General features: G+C 68.7%; 25 protein-coding genes and 1 tRNA gene. 9 read left to right on the forward strand and 17 right to left on the reverse strand.

Translation table 11 applies throughout. The features are described 5' to 3' along the window. Positions 1 to 8: 8 nt before the first annotated feature. A complete protein-coding gene (locus IM776_RS10985; protein WP_194420076.1) occupies positions 9 to 1,127 on the reverse strand; it encodes an aminotransferase class V-fold PLP-dependent enzyme in 1,119 nt (372 codons plus the stop codon). A gap of 43 nt (positions 1,128 to 1,170) precedes the next feature. Next, a complete protein-coding gene (locus tag IM776_RS10990) occupies positions 1,171 to 1,953 on the reverse strand; it encodes an isoprenyl transferase (RefSeq protein WP_194420077.1) in 783 nt (260 codons plus the stop codon). Positions 1,954 to 2,083: 130 nt separating this feature from the next. Here IM776_RS10990 and trhA point away from each other — a divergent pair, with 130 nt between their 5' ends. Genes trhA through IM776_RS11005 form a run of 3 tightly spaced genes read left to right on the forward strand, consistent with a single transcriptional unit; the run spans position 2,084 to position 4,056 of the window. Beyond that, entirely contained in the window at positions 2,084 to 2,788 is a 705-nt protein-coding gene (gene trhA / locus IM776_RS10995) for a PAQR family membrane homeostasis protein TrhA (protein ID WP_194422620.1), read from the forward strand. Between the two features lie 27 nt (positions 2,789 to 2,815). Further along, a complete protein-coding gene (locus IM776_RS11000) occupies positions 2,816 to 3,289 on the forward strand; it encodes an S-ribosylhomocysteine lyase (RefSeq protein WP_194420078.1) in 474 nt (157 codons plus the stop codon). Then, entirely contained in the window at positions 3,289 to 4,056 is a 768-nt protein-coding gene (locus IM776_RS11005) for an SDR family NAD(P)-dependent oxidoreductase (RefSeq protein WP_194420079.1), read from the forward strand. The genes IM776_RS11000 and IM776_RS11005 overlap by 1 nt, the downstream gene beginning before the upstream one ends. A 3-nt stretch (positions 4,057 to 4,059) precedes the next feature. On the opposite strand, the gene IM776_RS11010 is transcribed toward IM776_RS11005, so the two are convergent. Further along, a complete protein-coding gene (locus IM776_RS11010; RefSeq protein ID WP_228479730.1) occupies positions 4,060 to 4,389 on the reverse strand; it encodes a hypothetical protein in 330 nt (109 codons plus the stop codon). A 68-nt stretch (positions 4,390 to 4,457) separates the two neighbouring features. Between IM776_RS11010 and IM776_RS11015 the strand changes: the two genes are divergently transcribed. Both IM776_RS11015 and greA read left to right on the forward strand, forming a co-directional pair. After that, positions 4,458 to 4,844, forward strand: a complete 387-nt coding sequence (locus IM776_RS11015) for a DUF4307 domain-containing protein (protein WP_194420080.1) — start codon at positions 4,458 to 4,460, stop codon at positions 4,842 to 4,844. Between the two features lie 114 nt (positions 4,845 to 4,958). Beyond that, complete coding sequence (greA, locus tag IM776_RS11020; protein ID WP_194420081.1) at positions 4,959 to 5,447, forward strand: transcription elongation factor GreA; 489 nt, start codon at positions 4,959 to 4,961, stop codon at positions 5,445 to 5,447. Between the two features lie 3 nt (positions 5,448 to 5,450). Here greA and ilvA read toward each other — a convergent pair whose 3' ends face one another. Further along, on the reverse strand, positions 5,451 to 6,680 hold the full coding sequence (gene ilvA, locus IM776_RS11025; RefSeq protein WP_194420082.1) for a threonine ammonia-lyase: 1,230 nt from the start codon (positions 6,678 to 6,680) through the stop codon (positions 5,451 to 5,453). Then, a complete protein-coding gene (locus tag IM776_RS11030) occupies positions 6,677 to 7,870 on the reverse strand; it encodes an AI-2E family transporter (RefSeq protein WP_194420083.1) in 1,194 nt (397 codons plus the stop codon). The genes ilvA and IM776_RS11030 overlap by 4 nt, the downstream gene beginning before the upstream one ends. An 82-nt stretch (positions 7,871 to 7,952) precedes the next feature. Between IM776_RS11030 and IM776_RS11035 the strand changes: the two genes are divergently transcribed. Beyond that, positions 7,953 to 9,215: a winged helix-turn-helix domain-containing protein gene (locus IM776_RS11035; RefSeq protein ID WP_194420084.1), complete on the forward strand. Its 1,263-nt coding sequence runs from the start codon at positions 7,953 to 7,955 to the stop codon at positions 9,213 to 9,215. Then, positions 9,212 to 9,688, forward strand: a complete 477-nt coding sequence (locus tag IM776_RS11040) for a hypothetical protein (protein ID WP_194420085.1) — start codon at positions 9,212 to 9,214, stop codon at positions 9,686 to 9,688. The genes IM776_RS11035 and IM776_RS11040 overlap by 4 nt, the downstream gene beginning before the upstream one ends. A gap of 96 nt (positions 9,689 to 9,784) precedes the next feature. Here IM776_RS11040 and IM776_RS11045 read toward each other — a convergent pair whose 3' ends face one another. The 3 genes from IM776_RS11045 to IM776_RS11055 form a co-directional block, all read right to left on the reverse strand. Next, positions 9,785 to 10,351 (reverse strand): LemA family protein, encoded by a 567-nt coding sequence (locus tag IM776_RS11045; protein WP_194420086.1) that lies wholly within the window; start codon positions 10,349 to 10,351, stop codon positions 9,785 to 9,787. A gap of 71 nt (positions 10,352 to 10,422) precedes the next feature. Then, positions 10,423 to 11,736, reverse strand: coding sequence for a D-arabinono-1,4-lactone oxidase (locus tag IM776_RS11050; RefSeq protein ID WP_194420087.1), 1,314 nt, complete (start codon positions 11,734 to 11,736; stop codon positions 10,423 to 10,425). Then, the gene (locus tag IM776_RS11055) at positions 11,733 to 12,962 is read right to left on the reverse strand and encodes a type III PLP-dependent enzyme domain-containing protein (RefSeq protein ID WP_194420088.1); all 1,230 of its coding nucleotides are present in this window, start codon (positions 12,960 to 12,962) and stop codon (positions 11,733 to 11,735) included. The genes IM776_RS11050 and IM776_RS11055 overlap by 4 nt, the downstream gene beginning before the upstream one ends. 57 nt (positions 12,963 to 13,019) lie before the next feature. On the opposite strand from IM776_RS11055, the gene IM776_RS11060 reads away from it, so the two are divergent. Both IM776_RS11060 and IM776_RS11065 read left to right on the forward strand, forming a co-directional pair. Beyond that, positions 13,020 to 13,092 (forward strand) — tRNA-Leu (locus IM776_RS11060). A 129-nt stretch (positions 13,093 to 13,221) separates the two neighbouring features. Continuing rightward, positions 13,222 to 13,488, forward strand: a complete 267-nt coding sequence (locus IM776_RS11065) for a hypothetical protein (protein WP_194420089.1) — start codon at positions 13,222 to 13,224, stop codon at positions 13,486 to 13,488. Positions 13,489 to 13,564: 76 nt separating this feature from the next. Here the strand turns inward: IM776_RS11065 and IM776_RS11070 are convergent, their stop codons facing one another. From IM776_RS11070 to IM776_RS11110, 9 genes are all read right to left on the reverse strand, one after another. After that, positions 13,565 to 14,998: an NAD(P)/FAD-dependent oxidoreductase gene (locus IM776_RS11070; RefSeq protein WP_194420090.1), complete on the reverse strand. Its 1,434-nt coding sequence runs from the start codon at positions 14,996 to 14,998 to the stop codon at positions 13,565 to 13,567. A gap of 31 nt (positions 14,999 to 15,029) precedes the next feature. Beyond that, a complete protein-coding gene (locus IM776_RS11075; protein ID WP_228479731.1) occupies positions 15,030 to 16,325 on the reverse strand; it encodes a S8 family serine peptidase in 1,296 nt (431 codons plus the stop codon). A gap of 11 nt (positions 16,326 to 16,336) precedes the next feature. Next, a complete protein-coding gene (locus tag IM776_RS11080; protein WP_194420092.1) occupies positions 16,337 to 16,855 on the reverse strand; it encodes a DUF501 domain-containing protein in 519 nt (172 codons plus the stop codon). A 45-nt stretch (positions 16,856 to 16,900) separates the two neighbouring features. Further along, on the reverse strand, positions 16,901 to 17,401 hold the full coding sequence (locus IM776_RS11085; protein ID WP_194420093.1) for an FtsB family cell division protein: 501 nt from the start codon (positions 17,399 to 17,401) through the stop codon (positions 16,901 to 16,903). Positions 17,402 to 17,461: 60 nt separating this feature from the next. Next, positions 17,462 to 18,742, reverse strand: a complete 1,281-nt coding sequence (gene eno / locus IM776_RS11090) for a phosphopyruvate hydratase (protein WP_194420094.1) — start codon at positions 18,740 to 18,742, stop codon at positions 17,462 to 17,464. 79 nt (positions 18,743 to 18,821) lie between these two features. After that, positions 18,822 to 19,490, reverse strand: a complete 669-nt coding sequence (locus IM776_RS11095) for an O-methyltransferase (RefSeq protein ID WP_194420095.1) — start codon at positions 19,488 to 19,490, stop codon at positions 18,822 to 18,824. A 69-nt stretch (positions 19,491 to 19,559) separates the two neighbouring features. After that, positions 19,560 to 20,501 carry a CPBP family intramembrane glutamic endopeptidase gene (locus IM776_RS11100; protein WP_194420096.1) on the reverse strand — a complete coding sequence of 314 codons (942 nt, stop codon included), beginning with the start codon at positions 20,499 to 20,501 and terminating at the stop codon, positions 19,560 to 19,562. Next, complete coding sequence (locus IM776_RS11105) at positions 20,498 to 21,529, reverse strand: DUF1648 domain-containing protein (protein ID WP_194420097.1); 1,032 nt, start codon at positions 21,527 to 21,529, stop codon at positions 20,498 to 20,500. The genes IM776_RS11100 and IM776_RS11105 overlap by 4 nt, the downstream gene beginning before the upstream one ends. Continuing rightward, positions 21,526 to 21,876 (reverse strand): GntR family transcriptional regulator, encoded by a 351-nt coding sequence (locus IM776_RS11110; protein ID WP_194420098.1) that lies wholly within the window; start codon positions 21,874 to 21,876, stop codon positions 21,526 to 21,528. Before IM776_RS11110 ends, IM776_RS11105 begins: the two co-directional genes overlap by 4 nt. Positions 21,877 to 21,949: the final 73 nt, after the last annotated feature.

Genomic DNA, 21,949 nt, shown 5'->3' on the forward strand with positions numbered 1-21,949 from the left:
GAAGGCGCTCAGGCTCCCGGAGTGATGACCGTGCCGAGCGCCTCGTCGAGCATGCGCAGCGTCTCGTCACTGGTTCCGGCGTGCGCCGCCAGCCGGACGGTCGCACCCCGAGTGGTCGCGACGACGCCGGCGTTGGTCAGCGCGGCCGAGACCGCGGCAGGCGCCTCGGGGGCGAGCGCCACGATCCCCGCGCGGTGCGCGCGTTCGCGCGGCGTCAGCACGGGGATGCCGTGACGATCCGCGATGTCGAGGATCGTGTCGACGTGCCCGCTGATGGTCTCCTCGATCTCTGCCACGCCGGCATCGCGCACGTCGCGCAGGCCGACGGCGAGCCGGGCGACGGCGAGCTGATCGGGGCTGCTCACGCCGAAGGCACGGGCGGATGCCGCGGGCGCGGGCCGCTCGTCGATGGGAAGCCCGCCTTCCACGCCGGCGAGCCCGGACAGGACGGGGGTGATGCGCTCGCGCGCGTTCGCGGAGAACGATGCGAAGCCCGTGCCCCTGGCCGCACGCAGCCATTTGTAGCCGTGACCGGCCACGACGTCGGCTGCCGCGTAGTCGTCGGCCACGACGCCGAACGACTGCACGGCGTCGACGATCAGCAGCCGGTCGGGCCCGAGCAGCTCGCGTAGGCCGGCGAGATCGGCGCGGTAGCCGGTGCGGAAGTCGACGTGGCTCACGACGAGCGCTGAGACGTCGTCGTCCAGCGCCTCGGCGACGGCATCCACCGACACGAATCGGTCCTCGGGCGTGATCCAGCGCGGCACGAGCGCTCCGCCGGAGGCCTGCGCCGCACGCTCGAGCGTCATGCTCACGCTCGGGAACTCCGCCGTCGACGCGATCACCGTGCCGGTGAGCCCGAACAACGCGTGCATGAGGCCGTGCGACGACGAGGGCTGCATCGTCACGGTGTCTGTCTCGACGTCGAGAAGCTCGGCGGCGAGCGCCCGCGCCTCGTCGAGCCGCTCGGCGATCAGCGCGCGAGACGACGGCCGGGCACTGCCGAGCAGGTCGGCGTCGGCGAAGACCTCCGCCCGCACGGTCGGAGAGATCGGCCCGAAGGCGGCCCAGTCGAGGTAACCGGGGTCGCCGTCAAAGGTGGCGAGATAGTCGTCGAATGCGCTCACTCGTTGAGTCTCCCACGAGACCGCGCCGGGCGGGATGTGGTATTCAGCGGCCGAAGCGGCGGTCTCTGTCGACGTAGTCACGGATCGCGCGCAGGAAGTCGACCTCGCGGAGATCGGGGCCCAGGGCCTCGACGAAATAGAACTCGCTGTGCGCGCTCTGCCACAGCAGGAAGTCGCTGAGCCGCTGTTCGCCGCTGGTGCGGATGACGAGATCGGGGTCGGGCTGCCCGCCCGTGTATAGGTGCTCGCCGATCATCTCCGGAGTCAGGTGCGCCGCGAGGTCCTCCAGCGTGCCGCCAGAGGCGTCGTGCTCCGCGATGATGGAGCGCACGGCATCCACGATCTCGTTGCGACCGCCGTATCCGACAGCGAGATTGACGTGCAGGCCTGCGTTGTCCTTCGTGCGAACCTCGGCGTCATGCAGGACGCGTGCGAGCTCGGCCGGAAGGATGTCGGAGCGTCCGACGTGCTTCACCCGCCACCCCGCCTGCTGCGACAGTGACTCCGCGAGCTCCGCGATGATCTCGATGAGATCCTCGATCTCCTTGGAGTCGCGCTTGCGCAGATTGTCGCTGGAGAGGAGGTACAGCGAGACGACCCGCACGCCTATCTCATCGCACCACCCCAGGAACTCGCGCATCTTCGCGGCCCCCGCGCGGTGTCCGTCGGCCGCCGAATCGAAGCCGAGCTGCCGGGCCCAGCGCCGGTTTCCGTCGATCATCATCGCGACGTGATGAGGGACGGATGCCGTATCGAGCTGTCGCCTGAGGCGCTTGCTGTAGAGCCGATACAGCGGCCCGCGGCCTTCGCTCGTGCGTGCATTCACGTGCCTACGCTACCGCGCAGCCGGTCCGTGCCCGTGTGATGGCGCTGTGTATTGCGGATATGTGCGGACGGCGGCATGCCGGGCGACTTAGAGTGAGCACGTGAGCAATCCCGACAGCGATGCGGTCCCGATCCCCGAACTTCCGCTTCTGAAGGCCGCGAAAGACGGTTCCGCGGACGAGGTCAAGCCGAGCTGGCGCGGCTGGCTCCACGCCGGCACGTTCCCGATCGCAATCGTGGCGGGAATCGTGCTCATCGTGCTCGCCGAGGGCGCTCCCGCGAAGTGGGCCGCTGCGGTCTTCATGGCCAGTTCGCTGCTGCTGTTCGGCAATTCGGCGCTGTACCACCGCATCGACTGGCAGCCCAAGACGAAGCTGATCCTCAAGCGCATCGATCACGCGAACATCCTGCTGCTGATCGCGGGCACCTACACCCCCCTCGCCGTCAACGCGCTGGCACCAGCCCAGGGCACTCTTCTGCTCGTACTCGTCTGGAGCGGTGCGCTGCTCGGCATCCTGTTCCGTGTGTTCTGGATCGGTGCGCCGCGCTGGCTCTACGTCGCGTTGTACCTCGTGCTCGGGTGGGCGGCGATCATGTACATGGTCGATCTGGCACAGGCGAATCTCGCCATGATGGTGCTGGTGTGCGTCGGCGGAGTGCTGTACACGCTCGGCGCCGTGGCGTACGCCCTGAAGAAGCCCAACCCGTGGCCGGGGCATTTCGGCTTCCACGAGATCTTCCACCTGTGCACGGTCCTCGCATTCCTGTGCCACTGGACAGCGTGTCTGCTGATCTCAATCGCCCCCTACTCCCCCTCACTCGGCCTCCCCGGCTGACCGCCTACCCGACTCTGGAGAAGAAACATGGCTGACGTCGAGAGCTTCACGCTCGACCACACCGCTGTCCACGCCCCCTACGTCCGATTGATCGGCGTCGAGCACGGCCCCAAGGGCGATGCTATCTCGAACTTCGATGTGCGCTTCGTGCAGCCCAATGAGGGCGAGATCCCCACCGCCGGCCTGCACACCATCGAGCACTTGCTGGCGAGCCTCATGCGCGATCACGTCGACGGCATCATCGACATCTCCCCGTTCGGATGCCGCACCGGCTTCCACCTCATCATGTGGGGCGAACCGGCCGTCGCCGACGTCGTCGCCGCCGTGCGCGCGAGCCTCGCCGCCATCGCCGAGGACATCACCTGGGACGACGTTCCCGCGGTCGACGCGATCAGCTGCGGCAACTACCGCGATCACAGCCTGCACAGCGCCAGGGAGTGGTCCAAGCGCATCCTCGAGCAGGGCATCAGCCTCGACCCGTTCGAGCGCGTCGGCGTGTGATGTTCTCCGAGCTCCGTGATCGTGTCGTGCTCGTCACCGGCGGGGCCAGCGGAATCGGCGCCGGTATCGTGGATGCCTTCCTCGCCGAGGGCGCCACGGTCATAAGCGCCGACCTGAGTCTTCCGGAAGGACTGTCCCCCGGGCGGGACGACGAATGGACCGTGCGCCTCGACGTCGGCGACGAGCGCGCCGTCGAGCAGGTCCTGGATGCCGTCACCGCCGCCGTCGGCCTCATCGACGTCGTGGTCACCGCGGCGGGCACCTCGACGATGGGCTTCGCGACCGAGACGACCGGAGCGGACTGGGACCGCAACCTCGACGTCAATGCCAAGGGGTCCTTCCTCGTCGCGCGCGGCGTCGCGCGGCGGCTCCTGGATGCCGGTCGCACCGGCCGCATCGTCTTCATCTCCTCGCAGGCGGGCAAGAACGGCTACCGCGGGATGACCGCGTACGTGGCGTCCAAGCATGCCGTGCTCGGGGTGGCGAAGACCATGGCGGTCGAACTCGCACCGCACGGCATCACCGTCAACGCCATCTGCCCCGGGATCATCGAGACACCAATGAAGCACCGCGAACGCCTCGAGGGCGGTGCGATCCGTGGCATGACCGCCGAAGAAGTGGCCGCCGAGGACCGCTCACAGGTTCCGCTGGGCCGCACCGGCACGACACAGGACGTCGCCGGAGTCGCACTGTTCCTCGCCAGCGATCTGGCCGGCTACATGACCGGCCAGGGACTCAACGTCACCGGCGGCATGACGATGCACTGACGCTCAGACGGGCGGGGTCTTCCCGTCGTCGCGCGGGCGGCTGCCCGGCGCTTCGCCGTCCGAATCGGGAGCGGTCTCCGCATCCGCCTGCGCCTGTGCCGCCTGCTCGGCATCCAGTTCCTCGCGCACCTCGCCGCGGTAGCGGACCCGGCGGACGCGACGGTTCATGTCCCAGATCAGCAGGACGACGGCGATCACGACGATAACGATCACCGCGAAACCCATAGGACCGGGTGTGACCGAGTTCGGGTCAACGGTCATCGACGGCGTCGGCATCGGGGTCTCGGCTCCTGAGAACACGGCAGCGAACACCGTTCCGAAGTGCACCATCATGTGTCCGCCTCTCGATCGCAGGTCACGTAACCTGGAATCACAAGCCTAACGACCGAAAGGCACCCGCCGTGACGACCGCACTCGAGCTCGACGAGCGATATGGTCGCACCCGTCGCGGACGACTCCCCTGGGTCGTCGGCGTCATCGTGGTCGTGATCGTCGTCGCGATCGCGGGATGGCTCACCCTCTCGCAGTCCATGAACTCCGTCGACGCCGACGATCTCGGGTTCGAAGTGGTCGACGACCACAGCGTGACGGTCCGGTTCCAGGTCACCGGCGCTCAGGGCAAGGACATCGCGTGCGCGATCGAGGCGCTCGACGAGGAGTTCGGCATCGTGGGCTGGAAGATCGTCGAGATTCCGGCGTCCGAAGTCCATCTGCAGCAGCTGAGCGCGGCGGTCCCGACGGTCGCGGAGGCCACCACTGGTTTGGTGAACTCCTGCTGGGTCGCATAGAATCCTCTGAGACGACGCCCTGGCCAATTGCCGGGGCGTCTTGGCATATCCCCTCCGCCCCTTCAGGGCGGTCAGCACAATCGCCCTGAAGGGCGTTCGAAAAAGGAGCACGCTGTGTCCACAGACGCTCAGGTCCCGTTCCTCACGCAGGAAGCCTACGATCGGCTCGTCGCCGAGCTCGAGCACCTCTCGACCGTCGGCCGCGATGAGATCGCCAAACGTATCGAAGCCGCACGCGAAGAGGGCGACCTCAAGGAGAACGGCGGCTATCACGCCGCGAAGGACGAGCAGGGCAAGCAGGAGGCGCGCATCCGCACCCTCGAGCAGCTGCTGAAGACCGCCAAGGTCGGCGAGGCGCCCGCGAGCCGCGGGATCGTCGAGCCCGGCACCGTCGTCACCGCCCTCGTGGCCGGCGGCGAAGAGGTGTTCCTGCTCGGAAGCCGCGAGATCGCCGGCGGCACCGACCTCGATGTGTACAGCGAGGCCAGCCCGCTCGGTCAGGCCATCATCGGGCTCAAGGTCGGCGAGAAGACCGCCTACGAGGCACCCAACGGAAAGTCGATCTCGGTCGAGGTGACCGGCGTGGAGACGTTCGCCGGCTGATCCCTAGTCGGGAACGACGACGGGTTCGTAACCCGCGTGGCGGAGCGTGTCGAGCGTCAGCTCGGTGTGCTCCGCCCCGCGCGTCTCGATGCTCAGTTGCAGGCTGACCTCGCTGATCTGCAGCCCCTGGCCGTGCCGGGTGTGCATGACCTCCATGACGTTGGCACCGGCCTCGGCGACGAGCTCGGAGACCCGCGCGAGCTGGCCGGGACGGTCGGGCAGCGGGATGCGGATCGTCAGGTAGCGACCGGATGCCGCGAGGCCGTGCGACACGACGCGCTGCAGCAGCAACGGGTCGATGTTGCCGCCGGAGAGCACGGAGAGGGTCTTCCCGGTGTCCTTCACCTTGCCGGCGAGGATCGCGGCGACGCCGACCGCGCCGGCCGGCTCCACGACGACCTTGGCCTGCTCGAGCAGCACCAGCAGGGCGCGTGCGATGTCGTCGTCGGTCACGGTGACCACATCGTCGACGATGTCCTCGATGATCTCGAAGGGCACGTCACCGGGCTTGGCCACGAGGATGCCATCGGCGATCGTCGGAAGGGTGGTGATCTCGACCGGGTGCCCCGCCGCGAGCGACGGGGGCACGGCGGCTGCGTTCTCCGCCTGCACGCCGATGACGCGGATCGTCCGCCCGATCTTCGCCGCGGCGGCCTTGGCGGCGGCTGCGACTCCGGCGATGAGCCCTCCCCCGCCGATGCCGACGATGATCGTGTCGACGTCCGGAGCGTCCTCGATCAGCTCGAGGCCGAGCGTGCCCTGCCCGATGACGATATCGCGGTGGTCGAAGGGGTGGATCATGATCGCGCCGGTGCGTTCGGCGAACTCCGCCGCGAGCCGCAGCGAGGTCGCGACCGTCTCCCCCTCGAGCACGACCTCCGCGCCGTAACCGCGTGTCGCAAGCAGCTTGGGGACCGGCACACCCAGGGGCATGAAGATCGTCGCGGGGATGCCGAGAGCCTGCGCCGCGAGGGCGACGCCCTGTGCGTGGTTGCCGGCGGATGCCGCGACCACGCCGTGCGAGCGCTCCTCCGCGGTCAGCTGCGCGAGCCGGTGCCCTGCACCGCGGATCTTGAACGAGCCGGTGCGCTGCAGGTTCTCCATCTTCAGCAGCACGGGCGATCCGAGGATGTCCGAGAGCGCCCTGGACGGCAGCGTCGGCGTGTGGGAGATCACACGTTCCAGCCCCCGCGCGGCGTCTTCGAATTCGGCCAGGGTGGGGACTGCGCTCATGTGTTCCTCCGTCGCCGCTCGCGCGGCACTGTACTCCAGATCAGATCGCCGGCGGGTTGTCGCCCGGTTCGCCACGACCCGGTGCTGAGCGTGACCGCGACCACGTTCACGAACGCGGCCAGCGGCACGGCGAACAGCGCACCGGGGATGCCGGCGATCATCGACCCGCCGGCGACGACGAGGACGACGGCGAGCGGATGCACCTTCACCGCCGAGCCCATCAGGATCGGCTGCAGGACATGCCCCTCGAGCTGCTGGACGCCGATCACCACCACCAGCATCCAGAACGCGTTCCATGGGTCGTTGTAGACCAGCGCGAGGAACACGGCGACAGCACCCGTGGCGACCGCACCGACGATCGGGATGAACGCACCGAGGAACACCAGCACCGCGACGGGGATCGCCAGCGGCACGCCGAGCAGGAAGGCGCCGAGGCCGATGCCGATCGAGTCGATCGTGGCGACCAACAGCTGGGTCTTGGCGTAGTTGACGACGGTGCGCCAGCCGCTGCGCGCCGACGCGTCGACGGCGGGCCGGGCGTCGCGGGGGAAGAGCTTGGTGGTCCAGCGCCAGATCCCGCCGCCGTCGGCGAGCAGGCAGATGAGGATGAAGACGGTCAGCAGCGTGCCGACGACGACGTGCCCTGCGGTCGAGCCGATGGCGAGTGCGCCGGACCAGAGCAGCTCCGCCTGCTGCTGGATCAGGGCCCAGCCCTGGTCGAGGTACTCCTGGATCTGCGTCTCGGTCAGGTGCAACGGGCCGTCGATGAGGTACTGCCGGAACTCCTCGATCGCCGCGGTGGTCCTGGCGTGCACCTGCGGCCACTCCCGGCCGATCTGCCAGCCGACGAGCCACAGCAGGCCGGTGACGATCGCGATCGTCCCGATCAGGGCGAGGATGATCGCGAGCCAGCGCGGGAATCGGTGCCGCAGCATCCACTCGAAGGCGGGCCAGAGCAGCGCCGTGATGAGGATGCCGACCAGGATCGGGATCACGAGGAGTTTGAGCTGGATGACGATCCAGATGATGACACCGGCGGCGGCGGCGATCAGCAGCAGGCGCCAGGCGTAGGCCGCGCTGACGCGCAGCGAGAACGGGACGGTGTTGTCCGCTTCGGTGGATACCGTGCGATCGGTCGGCATGCGACCCCACAGAAGATCGCGCTTGCGGGGGCGCTGCTCGTCCGTCATGCGCCAAGTCTAGTTGCGGCGCTGTGCAGATGCTGTGACGTAGCGCGACCGCGATGTCGGAGCCGGGCGATACGCTGACCGGGTGTCCGAGACTCTCAGTGCCGCTCAGGCCCGACGTGTCGCCCTGGCCGCCCAGGGCTTCACCAGACGCCGGCCCTCCGCGAAGGTCGCGTCTCGGCATGTGCACAACGCCATGGAGCGCCTCGGGGTGCTGCAGATCGACTCGGTGAACGTCTTCGCCCGCAGCCACTATCTCCCGCTGTTCTCGCGGCTCGGCGCCTACGATCCCGCCCTGCTCGACCGCATCTTCATGTCGCGCACCACGCACTACGTCGAGTATCTCGCGCACGAGGCGACGTTCGTACCGGCCCTGGACTGGTCGCTGTGGCGCTTCCGCATGGACGATTTCCGGCGACGGTGGGCGGACGATCCCGGTTCCTGGATGAACCAGAACGCCCGCACGATCGCCTGGGTCAAGGACGAGTTGCGCGCTCGCGGGCCGTTGCGACCCGCCCAGCTGCGCGCCGACGCGCCCCGCGAGCGCGGCACCTGGTGGGACTGGGACGAGGTGAAGCTCGCCCTCGAGCACCTCTGGCGCATCGGCGAGGTCGCCGTCAGCGGCCGCCGGGGATTCGAGCGTGTGTACGCGCTCGAGGAGCAGGTGATCCCCGACGAGGTGCGCCGGGTGGAGATCTCGCGCGAAGACGCGATCCGCGAGCTCGTCCGCCGCGCCGCACGCTCGTACGGCGTCTCCACGGACGCGGACCTCGCCGACTACTACCGCATCCGCGATCGCGTGGCCGTCCGCCGCGCGATCGACGACCTCGTCGACGCCGATGAGCTGCGTCCGGTCCAGGTCCGCGGCTGGGAGAAGTCGGGTCGTCAGCTGCCCGCCTGGATGCACCGGGATGCCGTACTGCCCCGCCGCGTGGAAGCGGCGGCCCTCCTCACCCCCTTCGACCCGGTCGTCTGGTTCCGCGAGCGCGCGTTGAGGGTCTTCGAACTCGACTACCGCATCGAGATATACGTCCCCGCCGCCAAGCGTCGCTTCGGGTACTACTCGCTGCCCGTGCTCGTGGGCGACCGGATCGTCGCACGCGTCGACCTCAAGGCCGATCGTGCCTCGTCGACGCTGCAGGTGCAGTCGGCGTGGTGGGAGCCGCAGGCGCGGACTGAGGATGCCGATGCGATCGCGACGGAGCTCACGTCGGCGGCGTCCTGGCAGGGGCTGGAGAACATCTCGGTGTCCGGTTGGGGCGACGCAGCGGATGCGGTGGCCGGTGCCCTGCACGTCGGGCGCAGTGGCGTGCGGCGTCACGTGCACGAGCGGGAACTGTCGGCGTGAGACGACGGACGACGTGGATCGTGCTCGCGGCGGCCGCCGCCGTGATCGTCGCCGGTCTCGTGTGGCTGACGCTGTCGTCCGGTCAGAGCAACCCACCGCGGGCGCTCGGCGGCGCAACCGCCGATGAGCCGAAGGCCGGTCCCGAGGCGACGGCGCTCGCACAGCGGCAACTCGACGCGCGGCTGGCGACTTGCACTGAACCCGCAGCCGAGGCACCGGAGTCCTGCGGCATCGCGATCCCGTGGGCGGCGGACTTCGCCGCCGTCGAGGTCATCCACTACCGCATCGAGAAGACGCCGGAGCTGACGCTCACGCCGCCGACATTCCGCGCGGATGACGGCATCCTCGTCGCGACCGTCACCGGCACCGGTCTCAACGGCACGGCGAAGACGCTGACCTATCGCACCGAGAACTGGATGCTGCGCGGCGACGTGCGCGCCAAGCGCGCCGGGATCCTACTGGAGCCCTGGTAGGCGTAGGGTTTCGACTCGCTCGCGCTACGCGCGTGCTCGCTCAACCTTGATACGCAAACGGCTCAACGCGCCTGCGGCGCATTGAGCCGTTTCGTATCAAAACTGCACGCGCGGGGGCTCGGAGATCGCGGCGCCGTCGGCGACCTCGAAGAACTCCCGCTCGGTGAATCCGAGTCCGCGGGCGAACAGGTTGTTCGGGAAGACCTTGATCTTCGTGTTCAGCTCGCGCACGCCGCCGTTGTAGAAGCGGCGGGCGGCCTGGATCTTGTCCTCGGTGTCGACGAGCGCATGCTGCACCTGGAGGAAGTTCTGGCTGGCCTGCAGCTGCGGGTAGGCCTCGGCGACGGCGAACAGGCTCTTGAGCGCCTGCTGCAGGTGCCCCTCCGCGATGCCCGCTTCGCCCGGGCTGGTCGCGGCCAGTGTCTCGGCGCGAGCACGCGTGACGTTCTCGAACACGGCCTTCTCGTGCGACGCGTACCCCTTGACCGTCTCGATGAGGTTCGGGATGAGGTCGGCTCGTCGCTTCAGCTGCACTGTGATGCCGCTCCACGCCTCGTCGACGCGGACGTTCAGCTGCACCAGGGAGTTGTACGTCGCCCAGAAGTAGATGCCGATGAGCACCAGCACCGCGACGACGATCAGTACCGGAATGAGCCATTCCATGTCAGGCAACCCCCTTGGACCGAATTTCCTTCATCCTATCTGCGCACCCTGCATGTGCACTGGGCACGGGCTCACTCTCCGAGCACGCGCTCGAGGTGCCTGTTGGCGAAACGACGGGCGGGGTCGAGCCTGTCCCGCAACGCGACGAAGTCGCCGAACCGCGGGTAGCGCTCGCGCAGCTGCTCGGCGTCCAGGGTATGCAGCTTTCCCCAGTGGGGGCGGCCGCCGTGCTCGAGGCAGATCTTCTCGACGGCCTCGAAGTACGCCGTCGGGTCGGCGCGCCAGTACCGGTGCACGGCGATGTAGCCGCTGGCGCGACCGTGCGCGGTGGAAAGCCAGAGGTCGTCGGCCGCCGCGAAACGCACCTCGATCGGGAATTCGATCCTCCAGCCCCGCTGCGCGATGAGCGCTTGGATCTCGCGGAACGCCGGGACGACGTTCTCGGCGGGGAGGGCGTACTCCATCTCGCGGAATCGCACGTTGCGGCTCTGCGTGAGTACCGAATGCGAGCGATCGGTGTACTCGCGGTCGCCGGTGAGCTTCACCGCGAGCCTGCTGAACGGCGGTGTGACTGCGGGGATGACCTGGCCGGCCGCGCACACGATGCGGTAGACCCCGTTGGACAGGAGCGTCTCATCGATCCACCTGCCCACGGTCGGGAGCGGCTTGCGCGGCGCCGACTCGGGAAGTCGCGTCTGACGCTTCGTGAGCGCGACGTCGGTGTGCGGGAACCAGTAGAACTCGAAATGATCCGATGCCGCGACCCGGTCGTCCAGCGTCGTCAGCGCCTCTTCAAGCGGCACGGGCTCATCGATCGCATGCATCACGAACGCGGGAACGCACTGCAGCGTCACCTCGACGATGATGCCGAGAGCCCCCAGCCCCAGCGCGACCGCCGGCAGCAGATCGGAGTTCTCGGTGTCACTGACCCGCAGGAGCTCGCCGTCGGCGGTGACGAGGGTCGCGCCGACGACCTGCGTGGAGATGCCTCCGAATCGGGCGCCGGTGCCATGTGTCCCAGTCGAGATCGCGCCGGCGATGGACTGCCGGTCGATGTCGCCGAGGTTCTCCATTGCGAGGCCGTACGGTGCCAGTAACCGGGGGATCCGGTGCAGCCGGGTGCCTGCGAGCAACGTCACCCTGGAACTGTCCGTGTCGATCGACACGATCCCCTGCAGATCGTCGAGTTCGAGCAGTACCCCCGGGGCGACCGCGATGCCGGTGAAGCTGTGTCCCGCTCCGACGGCCTTGATGGAGAGGTTGAGGGCGACCGCCGCCTGCACGGCGCGCTGCACGCCCTCGGGGCTCCGCGGGCGCTCCACCCGCACCGGCCTCACTCGCGTCGATCGCGCCCAGTTCTGCCAGGTGCCGCCTGGTCGAGTCACAGGAACGCCTTTCCTTCACCGCGATACGTCGGCAGCTCATCGATCACCTCGGTGCCGGAGATGAGCCGGTAGGCATCGATGCGCTCCGCGGGTTCGCCGCTCTTCGCGTGCCGGAACCAGACGCGGTCGCCGATTCTCAGCTCGGCGGCGGCGCGACCGCGCAGCGGCGTCTGCACCTCTCCTGCGGCCTCGCGCGGCATGGTCTGCAGCCCTTCGGGCCACACTGCTCGGGGCTGGCGCGAGGCGACGGCGGGGCCGGAGGCGATCCAGCCGCCGCCGAGCACCGTGGCGATGTCGGCGGCCGGGCGTCGCACCACGTCGAACGCGAAGGCGCTGGCGGGCGCGAGGCGGAACGAGCGATAGCCGTCGAAGAGGTGTCCCGCGAGCAGTCCGCTGCCGGCCGAGGCCTCGGTGACGGACTCGTCGCTGCCGGTGAACTCCAGCGAGCCCGTGCCGCCGCCGTTGAGGAACTCCAGCGGTGCGATGTCGGTGAGCACGTCCGCGATCTCTGCGCGTCGCCGGCGCAACTCCGCGCGCGAACGAGTCTGCACGGCGCGGATCACCGGGGCGTCGGGCCCGTTGTCGCCCTGCCCCGCGATCTGCGCCTCGTACATCTGCAGTCCCACCAGCCGGAATCCCCGCCGTTCAACGATCGTGCGAGCGAACCGTGCGACGTCGGATGCCGTGAACAGCGGCGACCGTCGCACGCCGATGTGCCCGAGCGTCGCGGAGCGCCACGAGGCGTCGGCGTCGATGGCGACGCGGATAACGGCGCGCTTCTCCGGTGCTGCGATGCTGTCGATGAAGTCGAGGTGGGCGACGTCGTCCACCATGAGGGTGATGCGGGACGCGGCATCCTCATCGTGCACGAGACGCTCGAGGCTCGCCCGGTCGACGGTCGGGTAACCGAGCACGATGTCGTCATGGGTCTCGGCGAGCCAGAGAGCCTCGGCGAGCGAGTACGACAGGATGCCGCGGTAGCCGGGAATCCGCAGCACGGCGTCGAGCACGGCGCGCACGCGCACCGACTTCGAGGCGACTCGGATCGGGATGCCCCCGGCGCGCACGAGCAGGTCCATGGCGTTGTGCCGCAGAGCGTCGAGGTCGATCACTGCCACTGGCGCGGCGAGGTGGGAGGTCGCCGCCGTCAGCCGCGACCACCACCTCGCGGGGTCTTCCCAGGCGTGATCTGCTGGCGACGTCGGCGGCGCTGTGAGGTCGAGCACTCCCCCACCCTATGACCTCGTGGCCCCATGACGCGCGGCTAGGCTGAGGGGTGTCACGCCCCCATAGCCCAATGGCAGAGGCAGGCGACTTAAAATCGCTTCAGTCTGGGTTCGAGTCCCAGTGGGGGCACGGGCTTACCAGAAGTGCTCGCCGCGGAGCAAGGGTTAGGCCTCATTTTGTTCAGTTCCATCGTGCCCTGCGAGTCTGATTGCAGAGCGAGCGTTCAAGACCAGCTCGCAGGGAAGGACAAACGAAGCGATGACCATCATCACGACGGCTCCAGTCAGTACCGCCCCCGCACGAGTCCGCTGGGCAGAGGTCGACGACGACCTCTGGGTCGCCGATATCGGCGGTGCATTCGGAGGATCGATCGACTCGGCCGACGGCCGCCACCTCGCCAGGGATCCATTCGGACGCGAGCGTGGAGAGTTCGACACCTTCGATCAGGCGCGGCGTCACCTCGAGGCGTTCCTCGCCCACCCGGCGATGAGTCGGCGTCTGCCAGCACCGTCTGCGGACGACTGAATCGCCCCTCGCGTCGAGAACGCAGAAGCCGCCCTCCCCACATCGGGGAAGGGCGGCTTCTGCGTTCTCGAACTGACTACTTCGACGCAGCCGTCTTCTCAACGGCCGGCTTCGCAGGAGCCTTCTTCACCGGAGGCTTCTCGGCGGCGGGCTTGGCTGCCGGAGCGGCGGCGGGTGCGGCATCCGCTGCCGGACGCGGACGTGCGGCGAACTCCTCGAAGATGTAACGCGGGTTCTGCACGGTCTCGAGGTTGACGAGGTCGCGACCGAGCCACAGGTTGTTCCACCAGCCCCACAGGACGCGCCACTTGCGCTCCCACGTCGGCATCGCAAGGCCGTGGTAGCCGCGGTGAGCGACCCAGGCGACGAAGCCCTTCAGCGCGAGGTTGCCGGACTGGAAGACGCCGTTGTAGAGGCCCAGACCGGCCACGGCACCGAGGTTCTTGTGGAAGTAGTCCTTGGTCTCCTCGCCGCGGAGGACGGCGGTGAGGTTCTTGGCGAGCCGCTTTGCCTGCCGGACGGCGTGCTGAGCGTTCGGTACGCAGTAGCCGCCGACGCCACCGCCGGACAAGTCGGGCACGGCCGATACGTCACCGGCGGCCCAGGCGCCCTCGACGATCTCATCGGCGGTGCCGACGCGCAGGTCGGCGCGGGTCTGGATGCGGCCGCGCTCCTCAGCGGGAAGGTCGCCGCCGCGAACGACGGTCGGGTTGGCCATGACACCGGCGGTCCAGATGATGAGGTCGGTCGGGATGACCTCGCCGGTGGACAGTGCGACATTGCCGCCCTCGGCGCCCTGCACCTGCGTGTCGAGATGCACGTTGGCGCCGCGCTTCGCGAGGTCTTTGAGGACCCACTCGCTGGTCTTGAGCGAGACCTCGGGCATGATGCGGCCCATGGCCTCGATGAGGTGGAAGTGCGTGTCCTCGAACCGGAGCTGCGGGTACTTGGAGACCAGGGAAGAGGACAGCGAGCGGAGCTCGGCGAACGCCTCGATGCCGGCGAATCCGCCGCCGACGACGACGACGGTGAGCAGACGGTCGCGCTCGGGCCCGGCGGGCAGCGAGGCCGCCTTGTCGAAGTTCGACATCAGCTTGTCGCGGACCGCGACAGCCTCTTCGATCGTCTTCAGGCCGATGGCGTTGTCGGCGATGCCCGGAATCGGGAAGGTGCGCGAGACGGCTCCGGCCGTCACGACGATCTGGTCGTACGCGAATTCGTACGGGTCTCCGACCGGAGGAGTGATCGTGGCGACCTTCTGCGCGTGGTCGATGCCGGTGACCTTGGCGGTGACCACGTGGGTGCGCTTCAGGTGACGACGGTGTGCGACGACGGCGTGGCGTGCCTCGATCGATCCGGCTGCGACCTCAGGCAGGAACGGCTGGTAGGTCATATACGGAAGCGGGTCGACCATCGTGACCTCGGCCTCGCGCTTGCGGAGGTGCTTCTCGAGCTTCCACGCTGTGTAGAAACCCGCGTAGCCGCCGCCGACGATCAGAATCTTGGGCACAGTGCTGTTCTCAGGCACAGAGGGACAACTCCTAGTCAGGCTGCTGGCGTGCGTTGCGCGCCGATCGGATACGCCGGGCAGCTGCGGTGACGCCTAGCCCGATAAGAATACCAGGGACTGTGAGCACGATGAGCGGCAGGGTACCGTAGCGCAGCGATTCCACGCTCGGAAGCAGCGGAGAACCCGCCTCGGTCGGCGCTTCCGGTGCCGGCAGCGGATCAACCTCGACCGGCGTCACCTCGGGAGCCGGCGCCGGTGCCGAATCGGCACGACGGTAGAGGCGGATCCACTCCGCGAGATCGCCCATCGGGTTGGCGTCCACCAGAGGGACGGATGCCGACACCGCCGCGGAAGCATCCAGGAGCCCATAGCCGTACAGCGGATCCGGCACCTCCGTGACACCGGGAACCGGGATGGCGGTCTTGATGATGCGGTTGATGACGTTCGCGGCATCCAGCTCGGGGTGCGCTGCGCGCACCAGGGCCGCCGCACCCGCGACGATGGGGGCTGCGCCGCTCGTGCCGCGCCACGGAGTCAGCTCTCCGTCTGCCGACACCCCGATCAGCCCCTCGCTGGGCGCGGAGATGCCGATCGTGATGCCCTGCGTCGACGCGTCGAAGCTCGCCGTCCCGGTCTGGTCGACGCCGCCTACCGTGAGCACGCCAGGGATCGTCGCCGGTGCGCCGACCATCGAGGTGCCGCTGCCGCGGTTTCCGGCGGCGACCACGACCACGACATCGTGCTCATAGGCGTACAGGAACGCATCGTCCCAGCTCTCATCCCAGTCGAGGGTGTTGGTCGTGAGCGACATGTTGATGATGTCCGCGCCGTTGTCGACCGCCCAGCGGATGCCCTCCGCGATCTGATCCGCGAACGGCACGACCGCCGCGGCGCCGAAACCGATCGATACGGACAACAGCTTCGCCTCCGGCGCGACACCGATCATTCCGGTGCCATCGGCCTTCCCCCGCCCTGCCGCGACCGAAGCGACCAGAGAACCGTGGTCCGGGTCGATCGTGCCGACCGGTGAGCGGCCGTCCGGAGAACCGCTGCCCGAAACGTCGATGCCGCCGACGACGGCCTCGCCGAAGGTCGCGGGCACCTTGCCTATGCCGGTGTCGATGACGGCGATGGTGACGCCTTCTCCACGCGTCGTCTGCCACGCCTCCCGGATGCCGGCGCCGTCGAGCCAGTACTCCAGCGCGCGCACCGGGTCGGCCGGGTCGTCCGGGATCGGCGGTGTCGGCGTCGGGCTCGGCGTCGCCGCGGCGCCGGTGAGCAGGACGGATGCCGCGATCGTCGCCGCTGCGACGGTGCTTCGCAGCATCGCCTTCAGCGTCATCGCGTCGCGGCTCCAGGATCTTCGCACTCGCAACGGGCCGGTGACCACGCGGCGCGCTCGAGTGCGGCGTCGCCGATCGGGTTCACGCCGTGCCCCGCCGCGAGCGCATGGCCGGCGAGAGCGTGCAGGCACTTGACCCTGGTGGGCATGCCGCCCGCGGAGATCCCGGCGATCTCTGGGACCTCGCCGAACTGTGCGCGGTCGGCGAGGTAGGCCTCGTGCGCGGCGCGGTACGTCGCGGTGACGTCGTCCTCATCGAGTTGCGCGGCGAGCTCCGGCATGACCTGCGTCGCCTCGAGGGTCGACATGGCCGCGGTGGCTGCGGGATGCGTCAGGTAGTAGAACGTGGGGAACGGCGAACCGTCATCCAGGCGAGGGCTCGTGGCGACCACCGTGGGGTTGCCGCAGACGCAGCGCGCGGCGATGCCGACGACGCCGCGGGCCGGGCGGCCGAGCTGCGCCGACACCACGTCGATCTCGGCGGACGTGGGCGGGTCGAAGGGCGGAGTCGTCACCGTCTCAGCCTACGGGAGGAGCACCTGGAGAAACCCTCCGGACGCCTACTCCGCCTGGCTCGCGTTCTGCGAGAGACCCGCTCCTGCGACCGTGCGCAGCAGCTGCGGCATCCAGTCGGAGGGCGTCTTCTCCAGTTCGTCGCTCACCGGCGTCTGCTCCTGCGGCAACGAGGCGGGATCGAGGTCGTTGTCGACGAGGTAGACGACCTCGCCGGGCTTGACGTAGTAGAGGCGCTCGCGCGCCTGCGTGGTGATGTACGCCGGGTCCTCCCAGCGATCGCGCTCCTGTTCGAGCGCCTCGATCTCCTCGGCGCTCACCAGCACGGACGCCTCGAGCGCAGCGATCTTCTGACGCTGGTCGATGTACGTGCCGAGCGTGGGAACGAGCACCCACGCGCCGAGGACGACCAGCGAGAGCATGATGGCCATGAACCCCGAGAGGCGGATGCCCGAGGCCCATTCGCGGACATCCACCTGCGGACGCCGCTTCGGCTGTGCGCGCGGTTCGACTCGTGCACGAGAAGGGGGAACCGGACGCCTGGTCATGGTTCCCCCTTCTGTCGTGGTCTCAGCTGCGCGCGTGTCTCAGCGGGCTCCGTTCAGCGTTCAGCCCTGGAAGCGGGGGAACGCCGAGCGACCGGCGAACACGGCCGCGTCCGCGAGGTCCTCTTCGATGCGCAGAAGCTGATTGTACTTCGCGACGCGCTCGCTGCGAGCCGGCGCACCGGTCTTGATCTGTCCCGCGTTCGTGGCGACGGCGAGGTCGGCGATGGTGGTGTCCTCGGTCTCGCCGGAGCGGTGCGACAGCATCGCCGTGTAGCCGGAGCGCTGGGCGAGGCTGACCGCGTCGAACGTCTCGGTGAGCGTTCCGATCTGGTTCACCTTCACCAGCAGCGAGTTGGCGACGCCGCGCTTGATGCCGTCAGCCAGGCGGGCCGGGTTCGTGACGAACAGGTCGTCTCCGACGAGCTGCACCTTCGAGCCGAGTGCCTCGGTGAGGAGCTTCCAGTTGTCCCAGTCGTCCTCGGCGAGCGCGTCCTCGATCGTGACGATCGGGAAGTCGTTGACCAGGCCCTGGTAGTACTCGATCAGCTCGGGTCCGCTCCAGTCCTTGTCGTCGAGGCGGTAGACGCCGTCGCTGTAGAACTCGGTGGCGGCGACGTCGAGGCCGAGGGCGATGTCCTTGCCCGGGGTGAAGCCGGCCTTCTCGATCGCCTTGATCAGGAACTCAAGGCCCTCGCGGTTGCTGGGCAGGTCGGGGGCGAAGCCGCCCTCGTCACCGAGGCCGGTGGCGTAGCCGGCGGCCTTCAGCTCGGCGCGCAGCACGTGATAGGTCTCCACGCCCCAGCGCAGCGACTCAGAGTAGGTGTCGGCGCCGATCGGTGCGAGGAAGAACTCCTGCATGTCGATGCCGTTGTCGGCGTGCTCGCCGCCGTTGATGACGTTGAACAGCGGCACGGGCAGGACGTGCGCGTTGGGGCCGCCCAGGTAGCGGTACAGCGGGAGGTCGGCGCTGTCTGCGGCAGCCTTGGCGACCGCGAGGCTGACGCCGAGGATGGCGTTCGCGCCGGTGCGCTTCTTGTTCTCGGTGCCGTCGGTCTCGTTGAGGATCTCGTCGACGATGCGCTGCTCGCTGGCCTCGACGCCCTCGATGGCGGGACCGAGCTCGTCGATGACCGCCTCGACGGCCTTCAGGACGCCCTTGCCGCCGTAGCGGGCCTTGTCGCCGTCGCGGAGCTCATACGCCTCGAACGCGCCGGTGGATGCGCCGGAGGGAACCGCTGCCCGCTGGACGATTCCGTCATCGAGGAGCACCTCCACCTCGACGGTCGGATTGCCGCGGGAATCAAGAATCTCGCGTGCGCCTACAGCCTCGATGAGTGCCACGTATGTGCTCCTTGCTCAGAGAAAGGGTGGTGTGGAGCGTCGTCGATCCGTGGCCAGTCTAGTGCGCGGCATCCGCCGATCACAGGACGAGAGCGAGCGCCATGCCGTCCCAGCCCTTGACGCCCACGGTCTGCAGCGCGGTGGCGTCGAAGCGCGGGTCCTCGGCCAGCATCCGCAGGCCGTCGCGGGTGCCGGCGACCATCGGGTCCTCGGTGTCCTCGTTCACGATCTCGCCCTCGCGGCCGATGTTGTCGAGCATGATGACCGTGCCGGGCCGTCCGAGCCGCGCGGCCCAGTCCAGGTAGATCGTGTTCGACTGCTTGTCCGCATCGATGAAGACGAGGTCGAAGGGCTCGGAGCCCTCCAGCGTCGGCAGCACATCGGCAGCACGCCCGATGCGAATCGCGACCCGATCGCCGACCCCGGCGGCGTCGATGCTGGCGCGCGCGATGGCGGCGTTCGTGGGCTCCGCCTCGATGGAGACGACCTCACCGCCGTCACCGACCCCTCTGGCGAGCCAGATGGTGGAGTATCCGCCGAGCGTGCCGATCTCGAGCGCACGGCGGGCGCCGCTGATCCGGGCGAGCAGGTTCAGCAGCTTCCCGCTGACCGGTGCGACCTCGATGGGCGGCATTCCGGCGCCCCGCTGAGCGGCCAGCGCCGCCTCCAACCCGGGGTCGTGTCCGACAAGGAGATCGGAGAGGAACTCGTCTGTGCGTCGCCAGTTCGCGGGCGTCGATTGGGCCATGGCTCCACCCAACCCCGGCGCCCGTGCGGCGTCAAGAGCGGCCCCGTCGCGCCCTGCATGTGCACCCGGTCAGCCGCGCGGCACGGACAGCAGCCGCCCCGGCGCGCCGTCGAGTTCGGGCTGCCGGCGGAACTGCCCTGTCAGCGCGAGCACGACCACGACGACCGCGCAGACGATCCATCCCGAGACCCCCATCGGACCCGCGAGCGCCATGTCGAAGGTGGTTCCCGAGGCGTAGAGCAGGGTGATGAGAGCGCCCGAGGCGTTGATCGTGCCGTGGGCGAACACCGCCGGCCACAGTGACGCGGAGCGCAGTCGCAGCCAGCCGAGCAGCACGCCCCAGGCGATGCATCCGCCGGTCATCAGCAGCACACCGGTGATGTCGAAAAGGGCGAAGTTGTAGCCGAGAAGGATGACCGGTGCGTGCCAGAGTCCCCAGATCACACCGCTGATGAGCAGCGCCGGCCAAGTGCCGAGCAGACGCAGTACCGGCAGAAGGAACCCACGCCAGCCCAGCTCCTCGCCGAATGCGAGGAGCGCGTTGATGGTGGCACCCGCGAGCGGGATCATGATGAGCTGCGAGAGGATGACGACTCCGACCGGCGGCAGTGGAGTGTCCGCGGGAACGGAGGCTGCCAGCGTGTCCGCGAACCCGGAGAAGTGCACGAGGTCGAGCTGCACCCAACCGCACAGCGCCGCCACGAGAACGGATGCCGCAACCAGGATGAACGGCGCGAGCAGGCCGAGCACCATCATCCAGACGATGCGCTTCGCCGGACGCAGCGGCCAGATGCCCAGGAACCGCAGTCGCTGCCCCTTCGGCACCGGGCGGAACACGAGCATGACGATGATCACGGCGATCGCCGGCGTGAACATCATGATCGGAACGAGGACGCCGAACAGCGGGCTCGCCAGGCCGCCGCTCCCCCAGAGCGGCAGCGCGATCAGCCAGGCGAGGCCCATGGCGAGAACGATGAACGAGATGGTGGCGACCGGCCGGATGCGAGTCATGAGTCTCCTCCTCTGTCTGATGCGGTTCGTGCACCGCTGACCGCGGCGGTGAGCACTGCGGCGGCGGTTCTGGCATCGTCGATCGTGACGACGAAAGGGCGACCGCTCGTGCGGGTCACCTGGAGGCCCTCGCCGGTGCGGAGGACGATCCCCATGCGTCCGTCGACGCCGATGCGCAGCCCCCAGCCGCCGAACTCCGCCATGGGGTTCACATCGATCACCTGCACGTTCGTGATGTCGTTCGCCGGAATGATCCAGCGCGGCCGGCCCACGATGGAGCGCACGAGGAGCCCAGAGCTTCCGACTCGCACGCGGAAGACGAGAGTCGCGCCGATCAGCACGACCACCAGCACAGTGACGACGGTCGCGATCCACGCGCCGACGATCTCATCGAGGACGACCATCCAGATCGTCGTGCAGACCAGCAGCAGCACCGCCGCCATGAGGATGATGATGCCGGTGCGGCCCATCGTCGCCGTGCCGAACCATGCAGCTTTCTCGCCCGGCGCCAGCGCGAGCGGCGATGCCGACCGCTGCCCTGCGCCCGCGGCCATCGTCACATTCGGCTGCAGGAACCAGCCGATGACGCCGAAGAGCGCCAGCGCGGCGAACGCGGCTGCCATGAGCACGCCCGTCTCTGCCGTTGCGCCGTCAGAGCCGCGCTGAACCGCCACCGATGCGACGGACGCGACGGCCAGCAGCGCCGAGGTGCCCAGCGAGACCGCTCCGAGGAATCGACAGACGATCCCCCAGGACTGTTTCGCCGCGACCAGCACGGGGATCGTCATGAGAAGCGGGAGCAGCACGCCGATCCCCACCTGCAGCCAGACGAAGACGACAGGGCCTCCGTAGCGGTCCGGTCCGCCCGGCCCCCAATGCGTGACGACGCGGTCAGGCAGATCCGGCAGCCACATGAGAATCAGTACGGTCGCGATGGCTGTGAATACGAGCGGTGCGACGAGTCCTACGACCAGGAAGGCGCGACGCGCGCTGCGGATGCCGTCGTGGCGCGGTGCGGGAGTGTTCATGATTCGGTCTCCGTGATGATGGCGGCGAGTGTGACGGGTGAGATGCCGAGCGAGGCGGCACGGCGCACGAGGTCGGTGACGTCTCCGGCGAGACCGGCGAGGGGCGCGGCGGAAGCCGATACCGCGGCGCCTCGCCCCCGTCGAAGATCGACCAGTCGCTCGTCCCGCAGCTGCTGATACGCACGCAGCACCGTGTGCAGGTTGATGTCGAGCGCCTCGGCCACCTCGCGCGCGGTGGGCAGCCGATCGCCGGGCACGAGACGGCCCGCGAGGATGTCGGCGCGCACGGAGGAGGCGACCTGCTCGTACAGCGGTCGCGTGCTGTCCGCGTCGATCCTGATCAGCATCCTCAGCCTCCCGGTAAGTTCTAATAATTCGATTGGAAGTAGAACAACTGTGGCAACCCTTCAATCACTTTCC

Origin of the sequence: Microbacterium abyssi (assembly GCF_015277895.1) — a bacterium.
In the GTDB taxonomy this organism is placed as follows: Bacteria; Actinomycetota; Actinomycetes; order Actinomycetales; family Microbacteriaceae; genus Microbacterium; species Microbacterium abyssi.

Bases quoted from the DNA above. Each gene is read 5' to 3' on its own strand.
- IM776_RS11000 (WP_194420078.1), top strand. From the start codon at position 2,816: ATGGCTGACGTCGAGAGCTTCACGCTCGACCACACCGCTGTCCACGCC.
- IM776_RS11005 (WP_194420079.1), top strand. From the start codon at position 3,289: ATGTTCTCCGAGCTCCGTGATCGTGTCGTGCTCGTCACCGGCGGGGCC.
- IM776_RS11010 (WP_228479730.1), bottom strand. From the start codon at position 4,389: ATGATGGTGCACTTCGGAACGGTGTTCGCTGCCGTGTTCTCAGGAGCC.
- ilvA (WP_194420082.1), bottom strand. From the start codon at position 6,680: ATGAGCGCAGTCCCCACCCTGGCCGAATTCGAAGACGCCGCGCGGGGG.
- IM776_RS11030 (WP_194420083.1), bottom strand. From the start codon at position 7,870: ATGACGGACGAGCAGCGCCCCCGCAAGCGCGATCTTCTGTGGGGTCGC.
- IM776_RS11045 (WP_194420086.1), bottom strand. From the start codon at position 10,351: ATGGAATGGCTCATTCCGGTACTGATCGTCGTCGCGGTGCTGGTGCTC.
- IM776_RS11065 (WP_194420089.1), top strand. From the start codon at position 13,222: ATGACCATCATCACGACGGCTCCAGTCAGTACCGCCCCCGCACGAGTC.
- IM776_RS11075 (WP_228479731.1), bottom strand. From the start codon at position 16,325: ATGCTGCGAAGCACCGTCGCAGCGGCGACGATCGCGGCATCCGTCCTG.
- IM776_RS11085 (WP_194420093.1), bottom strand. From the start codon at position 17,401: ATGACCAGGCGTCCGGTTCCCCCTTCTCGTGCACGAGTCGAACCGCGC.
- IM776_RS11095 (WP_194420095.1), bottom strand. From the start codon at position 19,490: ATGGCCCAATCGACGCCCGCGAACTGGCGACGCACAGACGAGTTCCTC.
- IM776_RS11100 (WP_194420096.1), bottom strand. From the start codon at position 20,501: ATGACTCGCATCCGGCCGGTCGCCACCATCTCGTTCATCGTTCTCGCC.
- IM776_RS11105 (WP_194420097.1), bottom strand. From the start codon at position 21,529: ATGAACACTCCCGCACCGCGCCACGACGGCATCCGCAGCGCGCGTCGC.
- IM776_RS11110 (WP_194420098.1), bottom strand. From the start codon at position 21,876: ATGCTGATCAGGATCGACGCGGACAGCACGCGACCGCTGTACGAGCAG.